Genomic DNA, 25,106 nt, shown 5'->3' with positions numbered 1-25,106 from the left:
TTTCTTAGCTGACCATAACAGAATAATTTGTCGAGAAGAGAGCACCGTATGCGAAAGATGCCCGTTACAAACAAGGAAAATGATTTTCCGAAGGACTATGTTCTTGTCTCAAGCACGGACACAAAGGGAAAAATTACATTTGTAAATGATGTGTTTTGCGAGGTGGCAGGTTATCCACGAGAAGCCTTGATTGGCTCTCCTCATAATATTATTCGTCACCCTGATGTGCCGGCTGGCGTGTTTGCGGACATGTGGGCAAACTTAAAGCAAGGTAACAGCTGGATGGGCTTGGTGAAGAACCGCTGTGAAAACGGCGATCACTATTGGGTAAGTGCCCATGTCAGCCCGCTTTTAGATAATGGCAAGGTTATTGGTTATGAGTCGGTAAGACGTAAAGCGACTAAAGATGAAATAACCCATGCCCAAACTGTTTATGATCGCCTAAATTCAGGTAAATCACTGCTGCCTTTTTCCGCAACTGTCGCGAAACATTTATCTAATGCCGCTTGGGTTATCATGTCTTGTTTGGCCATTTTGGCGCTGGTTTCACTGTTAAGTGGTCATCTTGCTCTACAAATTGCAGGACCTTGCGTGGCCTTGTTAGGAATATGGCTGAGCTTTCATCAAAAACACTCGATGCAACAGGTTGTTAAGTCTTTACCAGTAGAGGCTCATAATCCTATAGGACAGTATTTATATTGTAAGGCGGTGGGTGATAGTGCGGCAGTTAAGTTCGCTCAAGCTCATCAGGAAGCTGCCAGTAATACTTTCCGCTATCGCTTGAAAGAAGGGGCGGGACAGCTTAGAGAAAAAGCCACGGAAGCGAAAAGCCATGTACTGACCAACTTGGATAACTTTAATAAACAACGTAATACTTTTCAGGACGTGGTGGCGGCCAGTTCGCAGCTTTTAGTGAGCGCCCAGAGTGTGTCTGAACATGTGCAAGAGGCTGCGGATGCAACGGAGTCTGTAGGAGTTGTGTCCCGTGAGAGCCGTTTATTGGCTCAGCAAACAGGGGATACCATGCGCCAAGTGTACGCCGAGGTTGCTCAGGCTAAAGATGTGGTCATGGTTTTGGCTGAGCACAGCGATAGTATTAATGTGATGGTGAACTCTATTAGCGATATCGCAGAGCAAACCAACTTATTGGCGTTAAACGCAGCGATAGAGTCGGCTCGTGCTGGTGAAGCTGGTCGAGGCTTTGCCGTGGTCGCTGATGAAGTACGTGCCCTGGCGATTCGTACTCAGAATGCCACACAAGATATTAACAACATGACAGAAGAGCTGAAGAAGAATACAGCTGATGTCAGCAAGACCATAGATAAAGGCGCAGAGGTTGCTCAACAAGGTGTCGAGCGCGTTTCTATGGTGGCGGAAAAAATGAGTGATATAGAAACGGCCATTAAGCGCATTGTCGATATGACGGCGCAAATTAATGTTTCAACGGAAGAGCAGGCCAGCGTTGCCCGCAATCTCAATGAAAAAATGCAAGAGGTGGATGACCTAAGTGTGAACAGTATTGAGAAAGCGAAAGGTATCGTGGCGAATATTGCTCATATTGAAGAAGAGGCTTATGAGCAAGGTAACCTTGCGGAACGCATGAAGCAGTAAACTCAGCCCGTTTAAGAAAGGCCCTTTGTGTATCAACGCAAAGGGCTTTTTTTGTGAGCTATAGTTCGCTGGCGATTTGATAGATAGCCTTTCCTAACGTGTCTATTTGCTGCTGCTCGATAATATAAGGAGGCATTAGGTAGATAAGTTTGCCGAACGGTCGTACCCACACACCTAGCTCAACAAACTTAGGTTGAATGAGGTGTTGGTTGACGGGTTCGTGCAGCTCCACCACACCAATGCCGCCAAAGCAGCGCACTTCTTTAACGCTGTCTAATGCTTGGCAAGGACTTAGAGCTGTGCGCATCCAGCCTTCAAGTTGTCCAATTTTCCCTTCGATATCATACCCTTGTAGTAGTTCTAGACTGGCGTTGGCTGCAGCACACGCCATAGGGTTGGCCATGAAAGTGGGGCCGTGCATAAAGACCCCTCCCTTATCACTGATGCCAAGGGCAACTTTGTCATTGGTGATGGTGGCGGCTAGGGTCATATAGCCACCTGTTAGCGCTTTGCCCACACACATAATGTCTGGGCTGATTTGGCTGTGTTCTGTTGCAAAGGTTTTTCCAGTACGACCAAACCCTGTGGCGATCTCATCGAAAATAAGCAGGATGTCGAATTCATCGCACAATGCGCGTAAATGATTCAAGTATTCTGGGTTGTAAAAGCGCATGCCCCCGGCATTTTGCACCACGGGTTCAATGATAAAAGCCGCTATTGTGTGATGGTGCTCGTTAAATAACTCGCGTATTTCCTGAAGGTAGGCTTGGCTAACGCTCTGTTCAATGCCGGTAGGTGGCGGAGGAACAAAAAACTGCTGAGTCAGTGCGCCGGTAAATAGATTATGCATGCCATTCTCTGGGTCGCACACCGACATGGCAGCAAAGGTGTCCCCGTGATAGCCGCTTTTGGGGGTGGCGAAAAACTGTTTTTTTGGCTTGCCTTGGCTATGCCAATACTGAATGGCCATTTTGAGCGCTACCTCAACCGATACTGAGCCAGAATCCGAGAAAAATACTCGCTGTAGGGGGGCGGGGGTCATGGCGACCAACTTCTGAGCTAACTCAATGGCCGGTTTGTGAGTAAAGCCACCGAACATGACATGGGCAAACTGACTCAGTTGATGTTGGATTTTCTCGTTCATATAAGGGTGGCTATAACCGTGTATGACACTCCACCAAGAGGACATGCCATCGATGAGTTGGCGACCATCTTCTAACTCAATGACACAGCCTTGGGCTTTTTTTACTAGAAAATGTGGTGTCGGGTGGCTCATGGATGTGTAAGGGTGCCAGAGCAATTGTTTGTCGAGCTCAATGTAGTCTTGGAGCTTTTTGGTGGTGTCTAACGCAGGCATCGGTATTGGACCATCTATCAATTTAAGCCTGAGCATACTAAACAAAGGCTTTTCGGCTGGCTATAAAAAAGCTGTTTTTTGTTGTACTGGTTAATGGTTTTTATCGGCTGTTCGGGCAACAACCCAGATATCTACTTTTTCTGCCCCTGCTTGTTTGAGCGCTTTGCAGCAGCTTTCGATGGTGCTACCTGTGGTCATGACGTCATCGAATAAAGCGATATGAGGGGCTGGTTTAATAGCGCAGTGGTAGAGGTTTTTAGTGGCCTTGATGCGTTCTCTTTTAGGCAAAGAGTGTTGGGCTTGAGTGTTGTGTTGTTTGGTTAACAAGTTTGCGGAGGGGAGTTCAATGGCTTGCCGTGGGTGGCTGTCTAACAGGAACTGGTGCAAAAGCGTTGCCATTTCCCTTGTTTGGCAAAAGCCCCGCGACTTGATGCGTAAAGGGTGGCTTGGCACATACCATAGTTGAGTTGGCCATTGTTTCTTGTAGTGTCGAATAATTTCCTTGTGTAATAACTGGATAAGAGGGGCCATGTAGTATTTTTGTTGGCGAAACTTTATGGCCTGTATCATGGCTTTGGTGGTGGCTTCGTAAAGCAAAGGGGCGATGCAGTAATCGTAGCTGGGTGGGCGTCGCTGACACTCACCGCATAGGTTTAGTGCTTGTTCGGTTGGTCGTCGACAAAGGGCGCAATGGACCTGATTTGTATGCACTCCTAGTAGGCAAGTGTTGCAAATGTGCTGGCGGCTAGGGGCTTGGCATAAAACGCATTGATCGCTAATTGATCTTTTGTAAACTCTTCCAAAAAACAAGGTTGACAGTGAGTTCCAGTTCATTAGTATGGCTTCCTTGCCTATATGACATCGAGGATCTTATGTCTCAACTACACGCTTCTGAACCCCGTTTTGATTGGACTCAGCCTGAAATCAAGGCGCTTTTTGACCTGCCATTCATGGATCTATTATTTCGAGCCCAAACGGTTCATCGCGAAAATTTCGCACCCAATGAAGTTCAGGTTAGTACGCTTTTATCCATCAAGACAGGTGCTTGCCCAGAAGACTGTAAATATTGCCCACAAAGTGGACATTACAATACTGAACTTGAAAAAGAGAAATTGATGGAAGTTCAGAAAGTATTGGAAGAAGCTGCATTAGCAAAAGAAAAAGGGGCTAGCCGCTTTTGTATGGGCGCGGCTTGGAAACACCCTTCTGAAAAAGACTTTCCCTACGTGCTTGAAATGATCAAGGGAGTTAAATCTCTTGGCCTTGAATCTTGCGTGACCTTAGGGACGTTGAATGATGAGCAAGCCAAGCGTTTATCGGATGTGGGATTGGATTACTATAACCACAACTTGGATACCTCGGCAGAGTATTATGACAGCATTATCACCACCCGTAGCTATCAAGACCGTTTAGACACCTTATCCCGAGTACGTGATTCCGGTATCAAGTTATGTTGTGGCGGCATTATGGGTATGGGAGAAGAGCAAAAAGACCGAGTAGGCTTATTACGTCAACTGTCTGCCATGACACCGCACCCTGAAAGTGTGCCAATCAATATGCTGGTTAAAGTGGAAGGTACGCCTCTTGAAAACGTGGATGACCTAGACACCTTTGAGTTCATTCGTACCATTGCGGTCGCTCGAATCATTATGCCTAAATCCCATGTTCGCCTATCTGCAGGCCGTCAGGGGATGAATGAGCAAACGCAAGCCTTGTGCTTTATGGCTGGAGCAAACTCTATCTTCTACGGTGAAAAACTGCTGACCACAGGTAACCCTGAAGCGGATAAAGATATGGCTTTGTTCGCCAAGCTTGGAATTAACCCAGAAAAACGTGAAGCGCATTCGGACGAGGCTATGGTAGAAGCCATCACTGCTCAAGTTGTCCAGCAAGAAGAAGCCAAGCTGTTTTATGATGCCAACGCCTAAATCCCCAGATTGGCTGTTAGCGGCGCTACAGGAAAGGCAAGCACAAAGCCTGATGCGCCGCACAGTCACTTTGGCTGGGCCGCAAACCCCTAGAACAAACATAGACGGTCGGGACTATCGAGCCTTTTGTTCCAATGATTATCTAGGCTTAGCAAATCATCCAGATATTATTGCGGCCATGCAGCAAGGGGCGGCTGAATACGGTGTTGGTGGCGGGGCTTCCCACTTGGTTTGTGGTCATTTGACACCACACCAAGCTTTAGAAGAGGCCCTAGCGGAATGGTTGGGCTACCAAAGGGTGATGCTGTTCAGTACTGGTTACATGGCCAATTTGGGGGTGATCTCTGCATTGGCGAGTAAAGACAGAACTGTCATCCAAGATAAGCTTAATCACGCCTCATTGATAGACGGTGCTGTGTTGGCGCAAGCCCCATTAAAACGCTATTTACATGGGGATACACAAAACGCTGAGCAACGTTTAAAAAAATCTACATCATCGGGCCTTTTGGTAACAGATGGTGTGTTTAGTATGGACGGCGATATTGCGCCATTAGCAGAACTGTCTCGTTTGGCGGCCTCTTATCAGCATGTGTTTATGGTGGATGATGCTCATGGCTTAGGTTGTATTGGGGATGATGGACGAGGTTCTGCGGCGTTAGCTGGATTGGATGCTGAGCAACTGCCTATTCTGGTGGGTACTTTTGGCAAAGCATTTGGTACAGCCGGAGCATTTGTGGCGACCAGTCATGAATTTGCGGATTACCTGACTCAATTTGCGCGTCCCTATGTTTATACCACTTCTATGTCCCCGGCAATCGCTATGGCGACGCTGGCTTCTCTTAACTTAATACGCTCTGCACAAGGACAAGCGCTGCGAGAATCTTTACAAGACAAGATTGCATATTTTCGTCAACGTATGGCAAATATTGATGTTAAGCTTATGGCTTCAGAGACCGCTATTCAGCCAATCTTAGTGGGTGATGCCAATGAAGCCATGGTGCTAAGTGAAAAGTTAAAAGCCTTAGGTTTTTGGTGTACCGCGATTCGACCGCCAACTGTACCGATTGGCAGCGCCCGACTGAGAATCACCTTAAGTGCGGCCCATTCACATAGGGATTTAACCTTGTTGTGTGACGCCCTTGAGCAGGTGTTAGGGTAAGATAGCGAATAACATTGTGCCGTTGCACCTTCAGTAAGATAGAAGAGGAAGCCTATGCGTTCACGCATTGAAACAGAAGCCTTAGGAAATATTCAGAATCCAGCCATTTTTATGGTTTCAGGTTGGGCTATGCCAAAAGAGGTGATGCGTCCTTTTGCTCTTGCACTGAGCGAGAAATATTATGTTGTTTTGGCAAATTTACCGGGTATTTCCAATGATGAAAGCTGGGTAGACCGCAGCCGTACAGGCATGAATTATGATATCGACGCTTTAACAGAGCAGCTAATTGATGCGGCGCCAGATGAAGCCTGGTGGTTAGGTTGGTCTTTAGGGGGCATGATTTCAGCCTATGTTGCTGCCCGTCGTTCCAGCTGTGTAAATGGTCTAATTACTATCGCCTCATCCCCTAGCTTTGTTGAGAGAGAAGACTGGCAATATGGTATGTCAGAGGAGACTTTTGACGAATTCGTAGCGTCGGTTAAGGCCTCACCTAAGCCAAGTTTAAAACGCTTTTTAGGCTTGCAGACCCTTGGTGCTCAAGACCCCAAAAACCTAATGAAGTCTTTGGCTCAAGCTATTCCAATGGAGAGTTTGAACCCCACGGCCTTGGTAGGTGGTTTGCGCTTGCTTAAGGGATTGGATGTTCGACGTGAGTGGTCTTTGCTTAATGTTCCGAGTCTGCACATTCTAGGAGCGAATGACACCTTGGTGAATAAAGCCGCGCTAGAGGATTTCACCGGGGATCAGCCAATACAGAAAAATGTCATTCTTGCTGATTGTGCCCACCAGCCCTTTATTGAATACCCACAGTTATGTGTGCAGGAAATAGAAAACTTCATTGATGCCAACCACCTTTAAATTAGAGCCAGAGGATTATAAGCGTCAGGTAGCAAGACGTTTTGATCGAGCCGCACCCAGTTACGATACTTATGCTAAGTTTCAGCAACAGGTGCTTCAGCAGCTTTTACAAAAACTACCCCACAAAGCGCTTTCTAGGGTGATGGATCTCGGTGCCGGAACAGGGCAGGCGTTGGCCTCGTTGTGTTCCCATTCTCCAGCCGCCCAGTGTGTGGCGGTGGATCTTTCTAGCAGTATGTTGGGTACGGCGCGTGAGCAATGTTCTTATAAAAGTGCCGAGTTTGTTTGTGCGGATGCCGAGGCCTTGCCCTTTGCTGGCGGCAGTTTTGATCTAGTGTTTTCCAGTTTGGCTTTGCAGTGGTGCTTATCTCCAGCCATTTTGTTTGCCGAGTTGTCTCGAATGCTAGATAAAGACGGTTGGCTAATGTTCGCAACCTTGACTCAAGGTTCTATGCCTGAAGTCACTGAGGCTTGGCAAGGGCTGGACGACAATGATCACATCCATCATTACATGAGCTTTGAAAAACTCATAGAAGCCGTGGAGTCCGAGACAGGTTTGGCTGTCGTTTCAAAACAATTATCAAAAATCACCATGTGGTTTGACTCCCCTCAAAGTGCCATACATTCTTTGACGAAAGTGGGCGCAAGTTTAATTGCTGCTGATCAATCAGCCATTTCTCCGACTAAATGGAAAGCGTTTCTAGCTCAATATGAGCAGCAAAGAGCTACATCGGGTGTGCCATTGAGTTATCAGGTGGCCTTTGTGGTGGCTCGAAAAAAAGAGACAGCGTTAGGAAATTAATATGAAAAAAAGATACTTCATTGCGGGAACGGATACAGACGTAGGCAAAACCTATGTCTCGGTCGGTTTGCTAAACGCAGCGGCGCGTAAAGGCTTGCGAGTGTTAGGCCTTAAGCCCATTGCGGCGGGAGCTGAGCTGGTTGACGGCTCTTTAAAAAACGAAGATGCCTTGCTGCTGCATGGAGCAAGTAATGTCAAAGTGAGCTATGAGCAAATTAACCCTGTTGTACTGGAGCAGGCGATTGCTCCCCATATTGCCGCTTCTTTGGCAGGACGTTTAATTACGGCGTCGCGCTTAGAAGGTTTTCTTAAGGGCAGTTTACTAATGCCCCATGATTTTGCTTTGGTTGAAGGGGCTGGTGGTTGGCGTGTTCCATTAAATGACCGAGAGTCCTTGTCGGATCTTGCCTGTGCTTTAGGGTTCCCTGTCATTATGGTGGTCAATATGAAACTTGGCTGTTTGAACCACGCGATTCTAACGGCTGAGGCGATTCATCGAGACGGTTTAAATCTTGTGGGTTGGGTTGCCAATACCCCTCAAGAAACAGTCATGCCTTATTATCAGGAAAACCTTGCCTCTCTTCAGGCTGCGCTTAGTGCACCCTTACTGACAGAGTTGTCTTGGCAGCCAAATGATCCACAAGATGCAGCCTTTGATGCACTTTTTGAGGCGTTATAATTTTCTAAAGGGTTGAAAATAGGCGAATAAAACGCATTATATAAGCTTTAAGAATGATAACGTAAACCATCTAGCCTAATTGAGATGGTGAGAGGAAATGTTGTGAAAGCTTGGTTGTGTGGTCTAGACGATGAAGAGTTGCCTGAAGTCGCTAGTGTTCTTACCTTTGTCGGCATAGATCACAGTACCTCTTTTACGGCTTTCGAACTGCCTGATTTTGTGGTGGTGGGGGCCTCAATTGAACGTCTTGAAATGGACGAATTGATACCTGTTATCTCATTGAATGCCAACCTCGATTGGTCCGCGGAATATAATGTTTGGCAATGTCCATTGCCTTGGCGCTCAAAACGACTCTTCGGTGTTTTTAGAGAAATTCAACAGTCCCGCCGTTTGCCCATGCTTTCAGGAGTTAACCTCAATTTACATGTTCGCCATTTGGAGGCATTGCTGATTCGTCAGGCTTTGTTATCAACGCAAGGGGTGGTGTCGAAGGCGGCTCAAAATTTACAGATTCAACGTACTACTCTGATTGAAAAGATGCGTCGTTATAATATAGATAAGTCGGAGTTTTAGTGACTAAAGATGAAGAAATAGCCGAGCTCAAGGCGGCCTTTAAGGCCTTTTCTGAATCTTCGGATATGTTGGCTAAGTCCTACCTAGATTTGCAGCAAGAAGTGGCGCAATTATCACGTCAACTGGAGCAATCCGAGCGAGATAAGCGAGAAGAGCAAGATAAAAACCGTATTCTCGTGCAGCAATTTCAGCAGCTGTTTGAGTCTATGCCGGTAGGTGTCTTGTTGCTAAGTGGGAGTGGTCAGATCGTAATGGCTAACCCAGTTGCCGAGCACTTATTTCAATTACCTTTAATCGGTAAGGCTTGGGGCGAAATTGTCCCCGTTAGCTTCAAGCCTCAAAAAGACGACGGTCACGAAGTCAGTATGACCTCGGGGCGTCGAGTAAGGGTGGAAACCGCTTCTCTAGGAAATGTGCCCGGTCAGCTAATTATCTTGGTGGATTTAACCGAAGCCTACTTGTTGCAAAAGCAACTGTCGCATCACGAACGCCTGTCCAACATGGGCAAAATGGTGGCCGCTTTGGCACATCAAATACGCACGCCTCTTTCTTCCGCCACTTTGTATGCAGGGCATTTGCAAAAAGCAGACCTTGCACCGCTTATGCGACAAACCTTTGCAAATAAATTGTCTGACAGGCTGGCGAACATTGAGCGTCAAATACGAGATATGTTGATTTTTTCTCGTAGTGATATCAAGCTAGACGAAACCGTGCCTTTAAAGAGCTTTTTGGCGGATTTGTGCACTAATTGTCAGGATGTCTGCGCTCAAAAAGGTGTGGAAATTGCATTGCCGGAGTTATCTGCTGAATTAACAGGTTCGGTTCAGTGCAATAAAGAGACTTTGGTGGGCGGCTTGCTGAACTTGTTAAACAATGCCATTGATGTGCAGCCTTCTGGAGAACGCCTACAGCTCGAATGGCAGGTTGGCCAAGATAAAATCACCATTGCTTTTAAAGATAAAGGGGCAGGTATGTCTGCCGAGCAGTTGACTAAGGTTCAAGAAGGCTTTGTCACCACTAAGCAACACGGTACAGGATTAGGTCTGATGGTGGTAAAAGCCATCGCCAGAGCACACCATGGAATTTTCGAAATAGACAGTGTAGAGGGGGCTGGTACAACCGCCAGTCTAACATTGCCTCTAGTAAGGGTATGAAATGTCTGAAGTGAAGTTGTTAGTAGTAGAAGATGATAAAGGGCTTGCTGAGGCATTAGAAGATACGCTCATGCTGGCCAACTATCAGTGTAAGTTGGTGTACAGCGCCGAAGATGCCGTGTTGGCGTTAAAGCAAGACAACTTTGATATGGTGGTGTCGGATGTCAATTTGCCGGGTATGGATGGCTATGGCTTGCTTCATCATGTTGTTGAGAGCTATCCAGAACTTCCGATAATGCTGATGACGGCTTATGGGGATATTGCTCATGCGGTTGAGGCCATGCGAGATGGCGCTGTCGATTATTTACTTAAGCCATTTCAAGAAGAAGAGCTATTAAAAGTCATCGCGAAACATACGGTAAAAGCGGTGGCCGATAATAGTGACCAACCGATCGCCAAAGACCCATCCAGTATTGCAATGTTAGAACTGGCTAAGCGCGTCGCCGTAACCGATTCCACTGTGCTGATTTGTGGTGAGAGTGGTACAGGTAAAGAAGTGCTGGCCAGTTATATTCATCAGCAATCTCCACGTAATAGTGCGCCTTTTGTAGCCATTAACTGTGCGGCCATTCCAGAAAATATGCTCGAAGCTATTTTGTTTGGTTATGAAAAAGGCGCTTACACAGGCGCGGTATCTTCCCAAGCGGGTAAATTCGAGCAGGCCAATGGTGGTACCTTGTTGCTTGATGAGATCACTGAAATGGATGTGGGCTTACAGGCTAAATTGTTGCGTGTGCTTCAGGAACAAGAAGTAGAGCGTTTAGGTGGTAAGAAGGCTATCCCGCTAGACGTGCGAATCATTGCCACGACTAACCGTGATCTGGCTGAATATGTGCGCGAAGGGGGATTTAGAGAAGACTTATATTATCGTTTAAACGTATTTCCTCTGCGTTGGTTGCCTATTCGTGAGCGAAAAGGTGATATTTTACCCATTGCGAACCATTTACTTAGTAAACATGCTACAAAAATGCGTCTAACTGGTGTAATACTAACACCTTCAGCATTAAGTAAATTGGAAGCGCACCCTTGGCCGGGTAATGTGCGCGAGCTAGATAATGTGATTCAAAGAGCGTTGATTTTAAGTAATAATTCACACATTACTGAACAACATATCGCTTTTGACATGATGAGCTCGCCAGTGATTAATGAAGAGGTTGAGGCCGAAGAAGAAAATGCTGCCTCGATTCTCGGACGTGGGGTGCAAGAGCATGAGTTTCGTATCATTGCTCAAGCCTTGATCGATGCCAAAGGCAAAAGAAAGGTGGTGGCCGAGACTTTAGGCATAAGTCCTCGTACTTTGCGCTATAAAATTGCCAAAATGCGTGAATGTGGAATAGAGGTTGATTGATTTTTATATCTTGTTTTAATTAGCTTTATGCTAAGCTGTGTGAGAATAATTTTATTGGGTGGGTAGCATGGTCACTGATCGACCAGACATTAATCAAGTATTGTCTCAAATGAGAGATATGCGATCGCAGGTTCAATCGCCAAGTTCGGCTATGCCTAACATCAATAGGATTGGTGGCGAAGGTGATGGCAACCAGGTTGTTGAGCGAGCAGATTTTGCAGAAATGTTGAAGAATGCCGTTGATAATGTAAATTCCCTGCAACAAGAAGCATCCCAGTTGGCTCAGTCCTACGAGCGAGGGGATGAAGGGGTGGATTTACCTCAAGTTATGATCGGTCTACAAAAATCCAGTGTGTCGTTTGAAGCGATGACACAAGTGCGAAATAAACTGGTAGACGCGTATGAAAAAATCATGAACATGCCTATTTAGGTTGTATAAAACGCTTGGCGCTTTTTAATGGATAATGTCCCTGCAGAACAATCGGAACAAAAGCTCTACCTTGAGCTAGTCACAGGCTTTAACAAGCTGACGGTGATTCGTCAGCTTGCATTAATGGTCGGTTTGGCTGCGTCCATCGCCATCGCTTTAGCGGCTGTTTTATGGACCAATGGACCAGATTACAAACCTGTTCTTAGTAGTATCACGGATTATAACGCTGATCAGATCGTTGAAATTCTCAGTACCAATAATATCCCATTCAAACTTGACCAAAATACCGGTGCTTTGCTGGTCGAAGCGGACTATTACCATCAAGCACGCTTGAAATTAGCGGGCTCAGGTATCGTTTCCGACAAAATAGTTGGTATGGAGATCATGGACCAAGAGCAGGGGTTAGGTACTTCCCAGTTCGTAGAGTCCACTCGTTATCGTCGCGGTCTTGAAGGCGAGTTAAGCCGAACCATCTCCAGTTTACAAAGTATTAAATCGGCCAGAGTTCACTTGGCCATTCCCAAAGAATCCGTGTTTGTGCGTGATACCCGTAAACCTTCCGCCTCCGTTTTTCTTGAGTTATACCCAGGCCGACGTCTCGACAGCAGCCAGGTTGATGCGATAGTGAACTTGGTGGCTTCAAGTATCTCCCAGCTTAGCGACCAAGATGTGACCGTGGTAGACCAGCGCGGCACTTTATTGACAGAGAAAGACAGTCAGTCCGAACTTTCTGTTGCTGGCAAACAGTTTGATTACGCTCGTAAAGTGGAAGATGTGTTATTGCGTCGGGTAAATAATATTCTTGGGCCAGTAATAGGTGAAGGGCGCTTTAAAGCCGAAGTCTCGGCTGATGTGGACTTTACCGCTGTAGAGCGAACCGCTGAGCAATACAACCCTGACTTACTGGCGCTACGTAGCGAACAAACCTTCAAAGAAAATTCGTCAGGTACTGGCGGCAGTGCTGGGGGAATTCCCGGTGCACTTAGTAATCAGCCGCCTGGGGCCGTGACAGCCCCAGAAACGTTTGACCAAAATGGTGCCCCTGTTGGTGGTAGAAGTTCCAATAGTTCCACCGGCCAATCGAGAGAAGAAACCACCCGTAATTTTGAGCTGGATCGTAGTATTAGCTATACCAAACGTCAGCAAGGAACCGTTCATCGGTTATCGGTTGCAGTTGTGGTGGATGACTTGGTGAGCTTAGACCCTGAAACCTCAGCTCTGGTGCGTACTCCTTGGAGTGATGATGAGCTGGGGCGGCTCACCTTATTGGTTCGTGATGCGGTGGGTTATGACCCGTCCAGAGGGGACAGTGTGAGTGTGATTAACTCCCCGTTTGCCTTGCCTGAGCCGGAAGAGCCCATTGCTGAGATTCCTTTCTACCAACAAACTTGGTTCTTGAATTTACTGCAGCCAACTCTAGTGGGAATGTTTGTTCTGATTCTCTTGCTTGTTGTGGTTCGTCCTATCCTCAAAACCCTTAGTGAGCAGAGTAAGATTGCGGTGGCCGAAGATACAGAAGCGGCGATTTTTGCTGACGAGACAGATGAAATATCAGATGATCAGGTATCTTTGGTCAGTGCAGAAGATATTATGGTACCGGGATCACCGGAGAAAATTGATCGCCAATTGAATGCCATTCGTGGTTTGATAGCTGAAGAACCTGAGCGAGTGGCGCAGGTGGTTAAACAATGGGTTATGGAAGGTTAGATGAGTGATACTGGCCAGGGTGAAAATTTAACTTCAGTACAAAAAGCAGCGGTTTTACTTATGTCGCTGGGCGAGTCCGATGCTGCGCAAATACTAAAACATATGGGGCCGAAAGAGGTTCAGCGCATTGGACAAACGATGGCTCAGTTGGCGAATGTACAACGTCATCAGGTAGAAAAGGTACTGGATGACTTTCTAGTATTGGTTGGTGATCAAACCGGCTTAGGTTTGGGGGCTGATGGCTACATCCGAAATATGCTGAAAGAAGCACTGGGTGAAGAAAAAGCCGGCAGTTTAATCGATCGTATACTTTTGGGTGGCAATACTACAGGTCTTGATACCCTCAAGTGGATGGAGCCTAGAGCGGTAGCGGATGTGATTCGCTACGAACACCCGCAGATTCAAGCTATCGTTATCTCTTACTTAGACCCGGATCAAGCGGCGGACATTCTTGCTAACTTTGATGAGCGGGTACGTCTGGATATTGTGCTGCGTGTCGCTTCTCTCGAAACCGTACAGCCAGCGGCGCTACAAGAGTTGAATAATATACTTGAACGTCAGTTCTCGGGTAATCAGTCGACTCAATCCACCACTATTGGTGGTATTCGCACGGCGGCGGATATCATGAACTTCATTGATAGTTCGGTTGAAACCGAGTTAATGGAGTCTATCCGAGATGTGGATGAAGACTTGGCTAACACCATTCAAGATTTGATGTTTGTGTTTGGCAACTTGGCCGATGTGGATGACCGTGGTATTCAGGTCATCTTGCGTGAGATTGAGTCCGAAACCCTAATCCTTGCCTTGAAAGGTGCGGACCCAGATATGCAGGAAAAAATCTTCAAAAATATGTCTTCACGTGCAGCTGATATGCTGAGAGACGACTTGGAGGCGAAAGGCCCAGTGCGACTCAGTGAAGTGGAAGTGGCGCAAAAAGAAATTTTGGCTGTGGCTAGACGACTTGCTGATAGTGGTGAGATTGTTCTTGGCGGTGGCGGCGAGCAAATGCTTTAGGTAATCCATGTCAGATCCAGACAATAAGTCAACGCAGAAACTCACGGCCTACGAGCGTTGGGAACTACCTCATTTAGAAAATAAAGAGGCGGGGCTCAAGACGGGGCCTGCACTGCTTTTAAAGAAAGAGCAAGAAGTTGAAACGGAAGAGGTGGATCAAGATAGCTTGGTCTATGAACCTCTAACGGCGTCACAATTAGAAGAAATACGTTCAGCGGCTTATGATGAAGGCTTTGTTCAAGGTGAGTCTGAGGGGCATGCGAAAGGCCATCAAGATGGCTATTCCAAAGGTGAAGTGGATGGTTTCGAAAAGGGCCATGAAGAAGGCTTTAAAGTTGGCCAGCAAGAGGGGTTAGAAGAAGCTCAACAACAAGCCGCAGAAAAACTCGCAAAAATTGAAGCCTTGTTATCTGAAGTCGTTGCAGAAATCGTGTCACCTCTTGAAGCCAGCCGCAGCGCAGCAGAGAGTTTGTTGTATCAAACCATGGCTCGCATGGTGGAAAATGTTTGTTTAACCCAGTTGGAAGAAACCGCTCAAACAGCCTTGAAAGAGCAGTTGAGCAAAACCTTCGCTGCGATTGGGGAATATGAAGGGCGTGTTCGTTTGAGTCTGCATCCTAATGATGTGGAGATTCTTGAGACGCTGAATATAAAAGAAAGATTAGCGCTACAGGTAGAAGAAGACGCAACTATGCTTGAAGGTGGTTTTGTGATTGATTCTAAAGCCTTCCATGTGGATGGTCGTGTGGAACAGAGACTTGACGAAGTTTGCAATGAACTACGCCAACTCTCAACAGCCAAGCAAGATTAACGACCGTGACCAGTCTCGAAGATCGTCTCAAAAAACTCAATTCCCTATCAACTACTCCTTTGACACCTCAACTGGAAGGTAAGGTGACCCGTATGGTGGGTCTAACAATGGAAGCTGTGGGTTGTGCTGTGGCCCTAGGTGACCGTTGTTTGGTGCAGGTTCGCAAAGATAAATGGGTGGAATCTGAGGTGGTGGGTTTCACGGGCAATCTTACTTATCTAATGCCGACGGAAGCCATTGATGGTATTTCTCCTGGAGCCAGAGTTAAGCCCTGTCTTGAAGACAGTTTGATGCCAGTAGGTGATGAGCTGTTAGGTCGAGTTGTGAATGGCCTAGGAAAACCCCTTGATGTTAAAGGTAAGATTAAAACGCGAGACGCGGTTAGCCTACAGGGCGACATCATCAACCCCTTGCAGCGTAAGCCTATAGATGAACCATTAGATGTCGGCATTAAAGCGATTAATAGTTTACTCACCGTTGGTAAAGGCCAGCGTTTAGGTTTATTTGCAGGCAGTGGTGTCGGTAAAAGTATGTTGTTGGGCATGATGACGCGTTTTACAAAAGCGGATGTGATTGTGGTTGGCCTCATAGGTGAACGTGGTCGGGAAGTAAAAGAGTTTATTGAGCAAATTCTTGGTGAAGAAGGCTTGGCCCGTGCTGTAGTAGTGGCTTCGCCGGCGGATGATTCTGCCTTAATGCGTTTGCGTGCGGCCATGCTGACAACCCGCATTGCTGAATATTATCGTGATCAGGGTAAAGATGTTTTACTGCTGATGGATTCTCTCACGCGCTACGCTCAAGCTCAGCGTGAAATTGCCTTATCAGTAGGTGAGCCGCCTGCTACAAAAGGATATCCGCCTTCGGTTTTTTCCAAGCTGCCACAGCTTGTGGAGCGTGCCGGTAATGGTCGCGCGGGTGGTGGCTCCATTACGGCATTTTATACCGTGTTGACAGAAGGGGATGACCAGCAAGACCCTATTGCCGATGCTGCCAGAGCTATTTTGGATGGGCATATAGTGTTATCACGTCGCTTGGCAGAAGAAGGCCACTATCCTGCTATTGATATTGAAGCATCGATCTCTCGTGCTATGCCGCAAATTGTTAGTGAAGCCCATTTGCAAGGGGCGATGCGAGTTAAGCAGCTTTACTCTAAGTTCCAGCAGAATCAGGATCTTATTGCCGTAGGTGCCTACGTAAAAGGCAGTGATGAAGACCTTGATCATGCCATAGTGCAAATGCCAGAAATACGAGGCTTTTTGCAGCAGTCTCTGTCAGAGCGCTTCACTATAGATGAAAGTCTAGAGGCCCTTGTCATGGCAATGACAAAAGGCCAGTAGACGGCCTTAGGTAAAAACGTCTAATATGGTTGTAGATGTTTTGGGGTGATTGATGAAGAAATCCAAAAGAATGCAACTTTTAGTTGATCTGGCTAAGCGCAAAGAAGATGCGGTAGCGACTCAACTTGCCCGAGATAAGGCTAAAGTGGCTGACGATCAGCGCAAACTTGAAGAACTGAAAGAGTATGCTGGTCAGTATGAGTCAGAGCGTAATCTATTGGGCTTAAGTGCGTATTTGACCACCAACTACCAACATTTCACTAATCGGGTTCAGCAAGCGGTGCAACAGCAAGAAGCGGCCGTAGGGCGCGCTCAGCAACAGGCTGATATGACCCAAAGGCGCTGGCTACAGGCACGTAGCAAAACACAAAGTATGGATTACTTAAGAGACAAAAATATCAAGATTGAAAACCTGCTGGAAGATAAGCAAGAGCAAAAGCAGAGCGACGAGTTTGCTATGCGCCGTTTTATCAGTCAGTAATGGAAGGCGTTCAATTCCGACATTACCCTGAAATAATAAGGGTGCTGATGCCATGATCGCACCGTTTCATCTTCATTTAATATTCTACAAGTGATCTTGTTTAATGAATCAAAATAACACCAATTACAATGTGCCAAGAAAGCCTCTCGTACACACCTTTTACAAAGCCGCTTTATTGATGGCTGTGCTATTTGCCATTGTTATGGGGTTGAGTTACCACCAAGCGAATAATCAATTGCATCAAATGGATATTCGTCAAAAGCAGATAGCAGATTTGAGTTTGCAACTTAATCGCATTGAAGGCTACTTGCTGGATATTGTTTTTGCACCTGAAACGTCTGCAGATCTTACCGCCAAAACCAACGCGAGTTTTTTAACGGCCTTATCTTTAGTGAAGGATAGAATTACTGTCTACGATGTACTGCCAATAGCGGATGTTGATGAATTGTTCGCATTTCTGGCCGCTTTTACTGAAGAAAATCACGATTTTTCAGATTTGAGTGCTCCTCAAAGAGAGACGCTAAATGCCCGCTTTCATGATGTTAAAACCTTGCTGTTAAGGTTGAGTCAAGAGTCTCAGTCATTGGTTCTTCAGCGTCAACAGTTAATGAAGCAGGGTTGGCTCTGGTTGGCCGGCTTATGGGCTGTTTTGGTGGTGATTTTAGGTTTAGTGGTGTCTTCTCTACGGGGAAGATTAACGCAAGGCATTGCAAACTTGCATTATATTGTTGAGCGCCATAAACATAAAGAGTATCGGCTTGAGTTGGATCAGAAAATACAAGATGAGTTTTCAGATTTTGGCTTGTCCCTTGCCCATGAACTGACTTCTCGAGACATACAGTTGAATCAACAAGCTGAGCAACTTGAGAGAATAGAGCAAGCATTTTCAGTTATGCCTCTCCCTATGTTGGTAACCAATGATAAAGGCGATGTGGAGTGGCTAAGTTCGGGGTTCGAGACCTTGTGGCAAACCAACACAAGAGAGCTTGAAGAGCTGTTAATGGTCGATGCGGGGCTAGACTCTATACGGGGAGAGTCCATCAGCCAAGAGCTTTTAGGGATGAACTCGAAGGTAAAACTCAAAGATGGCAGTTATACCCTAAGTGTCTCTTCACTGGACTCGAAAACTCAAGCGTGTTGCATAACGCTTGTTCCTCATTATGAGCTTGCGGAACTGCAAGTGCTGCATAAAAGCGTCATGCTCATGACGCAAGATATTTGGTCTGCTCCCATCCGATTACTAAGAAAAGACTCTGTTTATTATGAATTGTCAGTGGGCTTGGAAGCCTTACGGATTAAGGGGGTGAGCGTTTTGGCTGACGTTAATTTTGCCCGTGAAAATCAGTTAGGTTACGAAGAGTTCACTAAACTACAACAAATAGCTACTTACATTCAGGCGCAGAATATTGACAATGAGAGCTCGCAACAAGAAAAAATGCCTGTGGTATTGCAGCAGACGGGTGAATCTCATCGTGATTTGAGTGAGATGGCTGAACTTTCTGAGCAAATTAAAGATGTTGTGTTATTAGGGTATGAGTCGACTCTGCAGAAGTTGGCGTTGTCAGAACAAGATAGACTTGCCCACCATGATTTATTAGATGAAGTTGAACGTTGTTTGAGTGAAGTTAGGCTAGGTGTATTGCATAGCCTACAAGCAACAGAGAATGAGGGTGAATTAATTCGCCAGCGTTTTTCGAAGGACTTGAATCATGATATTGATACGGTCCAAGAACGAATTTTACTGATGAAAGCCAAGTCGCAAGAAAGTTTGCCTCTGCTAGCAACAGATCGACAAATTAGTCGAGAAAGGCTAAATACAGCGCAAGCGGATGTGGAAGAGCTGCTTGCCTTGGTGCATAAGTTGTTGGCTGATAACAATAGGGTGGATGAAGAGAGTGACGTGAATGGCGTCACTTTAGAGGTAACGCAAGCTTCCGAAGGGGAGTCGTTGTAAACCGAGCGTTAAGAGCTTATGAAAGCTTTTTACGCCGTATCACCAAGGGATCTTGCTGTAGAAATGGGCGGTTGTAAGTTCATGAGGTATCAGTGAGGGTGTTGAGGAACAACAAAAAATAACCTGCAATACTCATTTAAGATGGTCTAATTTATATGCCAGATATGCCACTGAATATATTATTGATAGATGATGACCCAGTTGATCGTAACGACCTAAGTGGTATGTTGGCGGCGTTTGGTCATAATTTAGTGGCCGTAGATGGCGCTTCAGCCGCCATGGCAACTTTTACCACTCATGTTGTGCATCTTGTGCTGCTAAAAAGCACTTTCTTGTTTAGAGCAGATGAAGGGGTGGTGTCCATTTTACACAATGCCGCCAAGGACATGGGAATCCCCGTAGTTTTTTTAGCTGACAGTGACATTGCCTCTTTAGCACCTTGCCTAAAACAAGGCGGAGCGGACTTCTTTGTTAAACCTTATAACGCCGATTATATTTACAACAAACTTGACGCTTTAACTCGACTCATAGATGAACAGAAAAGTTTTGATAGTCAGCGTAAAGCCGTTAAAAACTGTGGTGAAAGATTATCTCAACATTACAGTATTAGAGAGTTGTTTGACCAAAGTATTGTTTATCTGAACTGCCTTGATACTCCTTCGATTCAAAGTTTTAGTCAAAGTAAACAACCCTTTAATCGCAGTATTATGCTTGCCGCTAAGAAACCTGATGGGGGGATGCATTTATTATTGGGTGAATTTAATACCCATAGATTAGAAGCCGCATTAAGCGCTTTTCCTTTGGCTGACATTTTTTTTAGCCTGACCGAAAAAGGTTTCTTAATGCGTCAGATACTGGTTGAACTGAATCGCCGTTTATCTTCCATCTTACCTGTAGATATTGTTTTTAATGGCGCTTTTGTGGATGTTAAGGTCAACGAAGGAAGTCTTGAAATATGGAACGCTGAAGCGCCTGATGTCTATGTTTATTCTCAGGATGCCGTAGCGCCAATTGTTTGCTCATCGCAAAATCAGCCTTTAGGTGTGGCCTCTCGCTGGGCTCAAGATTACCATGTTGATTTAGTGCCCTATAAATCTGGTGACCAGTTGATGATGTTCTCCAATGGTATTTGCCGATTGCAGGAAGCGTCAGAAGGTGTTGATAATCAGGCTTTCTTAAATAACATGTTAGCGGGTGCTATTCCTTCAAAGAACAAGCTGGATTGGCTAAAAGATAGTTTGGATAAGCAAGGTTTGCTTGACGCCAGCCATGAAGATGTTTCATGTCTTAGTATGACGCTGAATTCAGATTTTGCGCTTCCTAAAGCCTACGAGAAAAAAGCAGTGGTGCAAGAAGACACACCAGCGGATTTTTCTCTAGACTATGTTTTAAATGCCACCACGCTGAAAAATACCGACCCATTACCTTATATCTTGCAGATCCTCACCACGGTACCAGGTTTGAATAATAGCTCCGCCCAGGTGTTTATGATTTTGTCTGAACTTTATTCTAATGCCTTAGAACATGGCGTTTTAAAACTTAGTTCTACCACCAAAAACTGCCCCGATGGTTTTGCGAAATATTATGAGTCTCGCCAAGCGGCCCTTGAGAGACTTGATGACGGCTTTGTGAAAATTCATATTAAAGTGAAAGCTGATATCCAGAAAGCATTATTGGTTTTGCGAGTGGAAGACAGTGGTGACGGTTTTGATTTTAGTCGTCTGAATTATCAGGTTGATAATACTGAGATGCTCTATAATCGAGGCTTTGCTCTAGTAAATCAGCTTTGTGAAAAGTTGGAATTCTCCCACGATGGCCGAGTCGCAACAGCCTACTATGATTGGCAGCGTGGCGCTTTTAGCTAGGTTGGCCTTGCTATTGCATAGTTCCTTACACGGAGGAAAGGAATTATGCGTACAGCGTCGAATTTATTGTTGCCTGTGTCTGCAGAGACACCTAAAAATCTATCAAAATCTATTTCAGCGGATAGCCAGGGGCAAGGCTCCTTTGCTGATGATTTGCATCAGGCAAAAGTTGATCTGGATTTAAAAGAGCAATCTAAAATATCTGCCGCTTCGTCAGAATCAGGGACACGTCCGTCGAATCTTAAGCCAGAGTCTACACAGCTTTCGTCTACACCTTCCACCTCCAAAGAAGTATTAAATGGCAGCCAGACTGATAATGCCCATGCCGTTACCGAGCAATCAAGTCAGGATTCTGAAAGTCTAACCGTCAAACGATCAAATGCTTTAGCCCCAAATGAGTCTGCGCAGTTAAGTGATTCAGAAGGTGTTCTTGCATCCTCCAATAAAGTAATGAAACCGGCTAATAATCTATTGCTAAGCGACAATGTGAGTGGCAATAAATTGCAGTCTGTAGGCACAATGGCTCCTCAAGTCGAGGAAAGCGCAGCTGTTTCTTCTGAGGCAGGGCTGCTATCTACTCTTGATGAGAGTACTGACGGAAGCGAACTGGTTAGCAAAACGCTTTTACCTTCCTCGACACAGGCATCATCCCTAGAACAAGCACCAATCGATTCTGAAGGGGCAATCAGTGTTACCCAAAGCATTACTAAAGCAGGGGCGGCCAAAGAGCTTGCTAATGGTCTGCCAGTATCAGAGGGCAATTCTGTATCTAAGCCAGTTGTCGGCCAAGAGGGTGCTCTTGTAGCTGGGCAAGTGTCAAAACCTCAAGCTCAACCAATTAATCCAAATTCTATTCAGAAACAGCCATCACTCGAGGTAAATACTGCGGCGCAGGGGACTTTTCAACAAACGCCGTTGGCAGAGCAGATAGATCTAGCAAATACTTTATCCCAAGGTGAATCTGCAGTATTGCGTTCTGGGGTAAGCTCGTCATTTCAAGCCCCAGAGTCAGTGACAGATGTTAGTGGTGATGAAGCTAAAGCGGCCTTACTGGCTTCATCAGCTGGCTTAACGGAAGTGGTGAAGAAACAAGCTGACGAAAGTGTTGTAACGGGGGAGGCATCCCCCGAACCTGAAACAAATGCCGCTGGGTTAAGCTCAGTAAAAGAAAGTTCGAACTCTTTGTTAGCCGCTCAAGAAACTTTGCCGAAAACCATTGAAGCGGCTTCATTCGAAGCATCAGATACTCTAAAGTCTAGTGAAAATGTGCCTTTAACTGCGTCAGGCTCAGTGGTTGAAGTTGACATGACGCAAGCGGATACGGCTGTTAGCCTGCCAATACCTGACAATGAGTTAGTGGATGGAGATAAAAAGCAAAGCCCGATAGATTTATCTCAGGCACTACTGGCTTCCACTATGAAGGCAAATAAAGTAGCTAGTAAGGCTGATGCTGAGACAGAAGTGGCGAAGGCAGCATTAAGTGCGGATCAAAATGTTATTACCTCTCAAGATACTCTTGTGGAGCCGCTAGCTGAAGATGGTGTTGCTTGGGTTATGTCACAAATGCAGGCTGCACAGATGCGCCCTTCGGTGAGTAAGGCAAATAATGCAGAAGGGGATGGGTTGCCATTACCGGCGGGGGTAGCAGAAAAAGCAGCGTTAGAATCACCTTCGACAAAAGCGACCTTGGCGACAGGAGGGAGTTTGCTAAGTGACGGCTTGTCCGAGTTGACGTCTGAAGGTACCGCGGAATTTGAAGTGGAAAATGAAGGCGTGTTAGAGGATTTCGTAGCCAAAGAGCCCGTTGAACTGCGTAAGAAAGAGCAGGATGCCTTAATTACACGTATGTCTTCTACGGTAGAGCGTGCAGCGAATGACGCAGGTGGACTAGGTAGCTCTTTGCAGACAGGGCAAATGGCGAAAGCTGCTCCAACCGCTTTGGCGGCTGGGGTTAATTCTACAGGTACCACAGCTCAAAATTTGGCGATGAATTTACCACCCCAACATCCAGGGTGGGCAGGGGAAATGACACAGAAAGTGGCTTGGGTGGCCCGTGATGGTGGTCAGACTGCTCATATCCGTTTAGATCCCCCTGAGCTTGGTAGTTTGACCGTTAAAATTTCGGTTGATAAAGACGCCGCAACACAAGTGAGCTTTGTGGCGGCCACACCGCAAGCTCGGGATATGATCGAAGGTCAAATGCATCGATTAAGAGAAATGCTGGCACAACAAGGTATGGAGCTTAATCAGGTTAATGTAGATGTTTCTCAGCATGATGCGTCTAGTGGTCAATTTGCCGATGCGCAAGATCAACAGAATAACCCTGGCGCTGGTCGTTCAGGGGGGCTAGATGATGCGGATATGGCTCTCGCCACTGAAAATGTCAGCTATGTTTCGGCCACAGGTGTGGATTACTATGCATAACAACTAAGAAATTGATGGTGCTAAGTTTTATTCTTTGTAGAATAGAGGTTTAGCAGTAAGACGCTGCACAAAATTACTTTTTTGAGTTTGATAGACCTAAGGTTTGCGATATGGCTGAAGATGATGCTTTAGATGTAGGTGCTGAGGAAGAGAAGAAGGGCGGCAAGAAAAAGCTCATAATTATCCTTGTTATTGTATTGGTGCTACTCGGCGGTGGCGGTGCGGCGGCGTACTTCTTGTTTTTGAGTGGCCCAGATGACGCTGCGCAAGGTGAGGGGGCGGTTGCAGAAGAGTCTGCTCCAATTGAAGGGCCCTCCATTTATCTAGAGCTAGACTCTCCATTTGTGGTGGACTTTATGGTGTCTGGTAAGCAGCGTTATTTGCAATTAAATATGACACTGAAATCTCGTGACGCTGAGCAAATCGATGCGATTAAGGTACATATGCCTTTGATCCGTAATAGTTTAGTTTTACTGTTCTCCAGCCAATCATTTGATGAGTTACAAACCTTAGAGGGTAAGAAAGCTTTGAAAGAAGCGGCGGTGGCGTCTGTGAACAGTATTCTAGAGCAAGAAACTGGACGCGGCGGAATGGATGATGCCTTGTTCACTAACTTTGTGATGCAGTAGCCATATATGTCAGCTCAAGACTTATTATCTCAAGATGAGATCGATGCGCTTTTACATGGGGCGGACGAACCGGCGGTAGAAGAAGATAACCGCGACCCTAATGGTGTTGCTTCTTACGATATCACCAGCCAAGAGCGTATCGTTCGTGGGCGCATGCCTACGCTGGAAATGATCAATGAGCGTTTTGCTCGTTATACTCGGATTAGTTTGTTTAACTTGCTGCGTCGTACCGCCGATGTGTCGTCTGGCGGTTTGCAAATTATGAAATTCGGTGAGTATGTTCATACTCTATACGTCCCCACCAGTTTGAATTTGGTTAAATTTCGTCCTTTACGAAGCACGGCGCTCTTTATACTTGATGCAAAGCTGGTGTTCAAATTAGTGGATAACTTTTTTGGCGGTGATGGACGTCACGCTAAAATCGAGGGGCGTGAATTTACCCCAACCGAAATTCGCATAGTGCAGCTGATGTTAGAGCAGGTGTTCGTGGATTTGACCGAAGCATGGGCGCCTGTGCTCAAGCTGGATCTTGAGTACATGAGCTCCGAAGTTAACCCAGCCATGGCCAATATCGTTAGCCCAAGTGAAGTGGTGGTGGTGTCCACTTTTCACATTGAGTTAGATGGCGGTGGCGGTGAGCTGCATATTACCTTGCCATATTCTATGATCGAACCCGTACGTGAGCTGTTGGATGCCGGTGTTCAAAGTGATGTGGATGAGAAAGATGATCGCTGGGGGAAATCCCTAGAGCGTGACATAGAAGACATTTCGGTGAATTTGAAGGTCAATGTCGCCAAGCGTAAAATCTCTTTGCGAGACGTATTAAAATTCAAAGAAGGTGATATTATTCCAATCGAGATGCCAGAATATGTCACGGTACGTGCTAACGAAGTGCCAACTTTTAAAGGTAAACTCGGCATCAGTAATGAACACTACTCTGTTCAAATGGAAGAGAAAATCAAAATTACCAAGGTGAATAAATAAC

22 protein-coding genes are annotated in these 25,106 nt (G+C 46.0%); 20 read left to right on the top strand and 2 right to left on the bottom strand.

Going from position 1 to position 25,106, the window contains the following annotated elements; all coding sequences use genetic code 11:
- Window positions 1-48 precede the first annotated feature (48 nt).
- Entirely contained in the window at window positions 49-1,611 is a 1,563-nt protein-coding gene (locus ACUM5Y_RS02420) for a methyl-accepting chemotaxis protein (protein WP_445975253.1), read from the top strand.
- A gap of 58 nt (window positions 1,612-1,669) precedes the next feature.
- Here the strand turns inward: ACUM5Y_RS02420 and bioA are convergent, their stop codons facing one another.
- Together bioA and ACUM5Y_RS02410 are read right to left on the bottom strand one after the other, a co-directional pair.
- Window positions 1,670-2,968, bottom strand: coding sequence for an adenosylmethionine--8-amino-7-oxononanoate transaminase (bioA, locus tag ACUM5Y_RS02415; RefSeq protein ID WP_445975252.1), 1,299 nt, complete (start codon window positions 2,966-2,968; stop codon window positions 1,670-1,672).
- A 90-nt stretch (window positions 2,969-3,058) separates the two neighbouring features.
- On the bottom strand, window positions 3,059-3,802 hold the full coding sequence (locus ACUM5Y_RS02410; protein ID WP_445975251.1) for a ComF family protein: 744 nt from the start codon (window positions 3,800-3,802) through the stop codon (window positions 3,059-3,061).
- A 38-nt stretch (window positions 3,803-3,840) separates the two neighbouring features.
- On the opposite strand from ACUM5Y_RS02410, the gene bioB reads away from it, so the two are divergent.
- The 19 genes from bioB (at window position 3,841) to fliM (ending at window position 25,105) form a co-directional block, all read left to right on the top strand.
- A complete protein-coding gene (gene bioB / locus ACUM5Y_RS02405) occupies window positions 3,841-4,896 on the top strand; it encodes a biotin synthase BioB (RefSeq protein WP_445975250.1) in 1,056 nt (351 codons plus the stop codon).
- Window positions 4,880-6,055, top strand: coding sequence for an 8-amino-7-oxononanoate synthase (bioF, locus tag ACUM5Y_RS02400; RefSeq protein ID WP_445975249.1), 1,176 nt, complete (start codon window positions 4,880-4,882; stop codon window positions 6,053-6,055). The genes bioB and bioF overlap by 17 nt, the downstream gene beginning before the upstream one ends.
- A gap of 54 nt (window positions 6,056-6,109) precedes the next feature.
- Entirely contained in the window at window positions 6,110-6,913 is an 804-nt protein-coding gene (locus tag ACUM5Y_RS02395; protein ID WP_445975248.1) for an alpha/beta fold hydrolase, read from the top strand.
- Window positions 6,897-7,715: a malonyl-ACP O-methyltransferase BioC gene (bioC, locus tag ACUM5Y_RS02390; protein WP_445975247.1), complete on the top strand. Its 819-nt coding sequence runs from the start codon at window positions 6,897-6,899 to the stop codon at window positions 7,713-7,715. Before ACUM5Y_RS02395 ends, bioC begins: the two co-directional genes overlap by 17 nt.
- Window position 7,716: 1 nt before the next feature.
- Window positions 7,717-8,394 carry a dethiobiotin synthase gene (gene bioD, locus ACUM5Y_RS02385; protein ID WP_445975246.1) on the top strand — a complete coding sequence of 226 codons (678 nt, stop codon included), beginning with the start codon at window positions 7,717-7,719 and terminating at the stop codon, window positions 8,392-8,394.
- Window positions 8,395-8,496: 102 nt separating this feature from the next.
- Entirely contained in the window at window positions 8,497-8,967 is a 471-nt protein-coding gene (locus tag ACUM5Y_RS02380) for a helix-turn-helix domain-containing protein (RefSeq protein WP_445975245.1), read from the top strand.
- Window positions 8,967-10,121 carry a sensor histidine kinase gene (locus ACUM5Y_RS02375; RefSeq protein ID WP_445975244.1) on the top strand — a complete coding sequence of 385 codons (1,155 nt, stop codon included), beginning with the start codon at window positions 8,967-8,969 and terminating at the stop codon, window positions 10,119-10,121. Before ACUM5Y_RS02380 ends, ACUM5Y_RS02375 begins: the two co-directional genes overlap by 1 nt.
- A gap of 1 nt (window position 10,122) precedes the next feature.
- Window positions 10,123-11,469, top strand: a complete 1,347-nt coding sequence (locus ACUM5Y_RS02370) for a sigma-54-dependent transcriptional regulator (protein ID WP_445975243.1) — start codon at window positions 10,123-10,125, stop codon at window positions 11,467-11,469.
- 67 nt (window positions 11,470-11,536) lie between these two features.
- Window positions 11,537-11,899, top strand: coding sequence for a flagellar hook-basal body complex protein FliE (gene fliE, locus ACUM5Y_RS02365; protein ID WP_445975242.1), 363 nt, complete (start codon window positions 11,537-11,539; stop codon window positions 11,897-11,899).
- A gap of 27 nt (window positions 11,900-11,926) precedes the next feature.
- Window positions 11,927-13,606, top strand: a complete 1,680-nt coding sequence (gene fliF, locus ACUM5Y_RS02360; RefSeq protein ID WP_445975241.1) for a flagellar basal-body MS-ring/collar protein FliF — start codon at window positions 11,927-11,929, stop codon at window positions 13,604-13,606.
- The gene (gene fliG / locus ACUM5Y_RS02355) at window positions 13,607-14,620 is read left to right on the top strand and encodes a flagellar motor switch protein FliG (protein WP_445975240.1); all 1,014 of its coding nucleotides are present in this window, start codon (window positions 13,607-13,609) and stop codon (window positions 14,618-14,620) included.
- A 7-nt stretch (window positions 14,621-14,627) separates the two neighbouring features.
- Entirely contained in the window at window positions 14,628-15,431 is an 804-nt protein-coding gene (locus ACUM5Y_RS02350; protein ID WP_445975239.1) for a FliH/SctL family protein, read from the top strand.
- Between the two features lie 5 nt (window positions 15,432-15,436).
- Complete coding sequence (gene fliI, locus ACUM5Y_RS02345; protein ID WP_445975238.1) at window positions 15,437-16,768, top strand: flagellar protein export ATPase FliI; 1,332 nt, start codon at window positions 15,437-15,439, stop codon at window positions 16,766-16,768.
- Between the two features lie 52 nt (window positions 16,769-16,820).
- Window positions 16,821-17,249, top strand: coding sequence for a flagellar export protein FliJ (gene fliJ, locus ACUM5Y_RS02340; RefSeq protein ID WP_445975237.1), 429 nt, complete (start codon window positions 16,821-16,823; stop codon window positions 17,247-17,249).
- A gap of 103 nt (window positions 17,250-17,352) precedes the next feature.
- On the top strand, window positions 17,353-19,203 hold the full coding sequence (locus tag ACUM5Y_RS02335) for a hypothetical protein (protein ID WP_445975236.1): 1,851 nt from the start codon (window positions 17,353-17,355) through the stop codon (window positions 19,201-19,203).
- A gap of 155 nt (window positions 19,204-19,358) precedes the next feature.
- Entirely contained in the window at window positions 19,359-21,068 is a 1,710-nt protein-coding gene (locus ACUM5Y_RS02330; protein WP_445975235.1) for a SpoIIE family protein phosphatase, read from the top strand.
- A gap of 45 nt (window positions 21,069-21,113) precedes the next feature.
- Window positions 21,114-23,492, top strand: a complete 2,379-nt coding sequence (locus tag ACUM5Y_RS02325; protein WP_445975234.1) for a flagellar hook-length control protein FliK — start codon at window positions 21,114-21,116, stop codon at window positions 23,490-23,492.
- A 110-nt stretch (window positions 23,493-23,602) separates the two neighbouring features.
- The gene (locus ACUM5Y_RS02320) at window positions 23,603-24,121 is read left to right on the top strand and encodes a flagellar basal body-associated FliL family protein (RefSeq protein WP_445975233.1); all 519 of its coding nucleotides are present in this window, start codon (window positions 23,603-23,605) and stop codon (window positions 24,119-24,121) included.
- A 6-nt stretch (window positions 24,122-24,127) separates the two neighbouring features.
- Window positions 24,128-25,105 (top strand): flagellar motor switch protein FliM, encoded by a 978-nt coding sequence (fliM, locus tag ACUM5Y_RS02315; protein WP_445975232.1) that lies wholly within the window; start codon window positions 24,128-24,130, stop codon window positions 25,103-25,105.
- Window position 25,106 lies beyond the last annotated feature (1 nt).

It is taken from the genome of Marinomonas dokdonensis (assembly GCF_052747885.1).
This window is presented reverse-complemented; position numbering and strand designations above follow the sequence as displayed.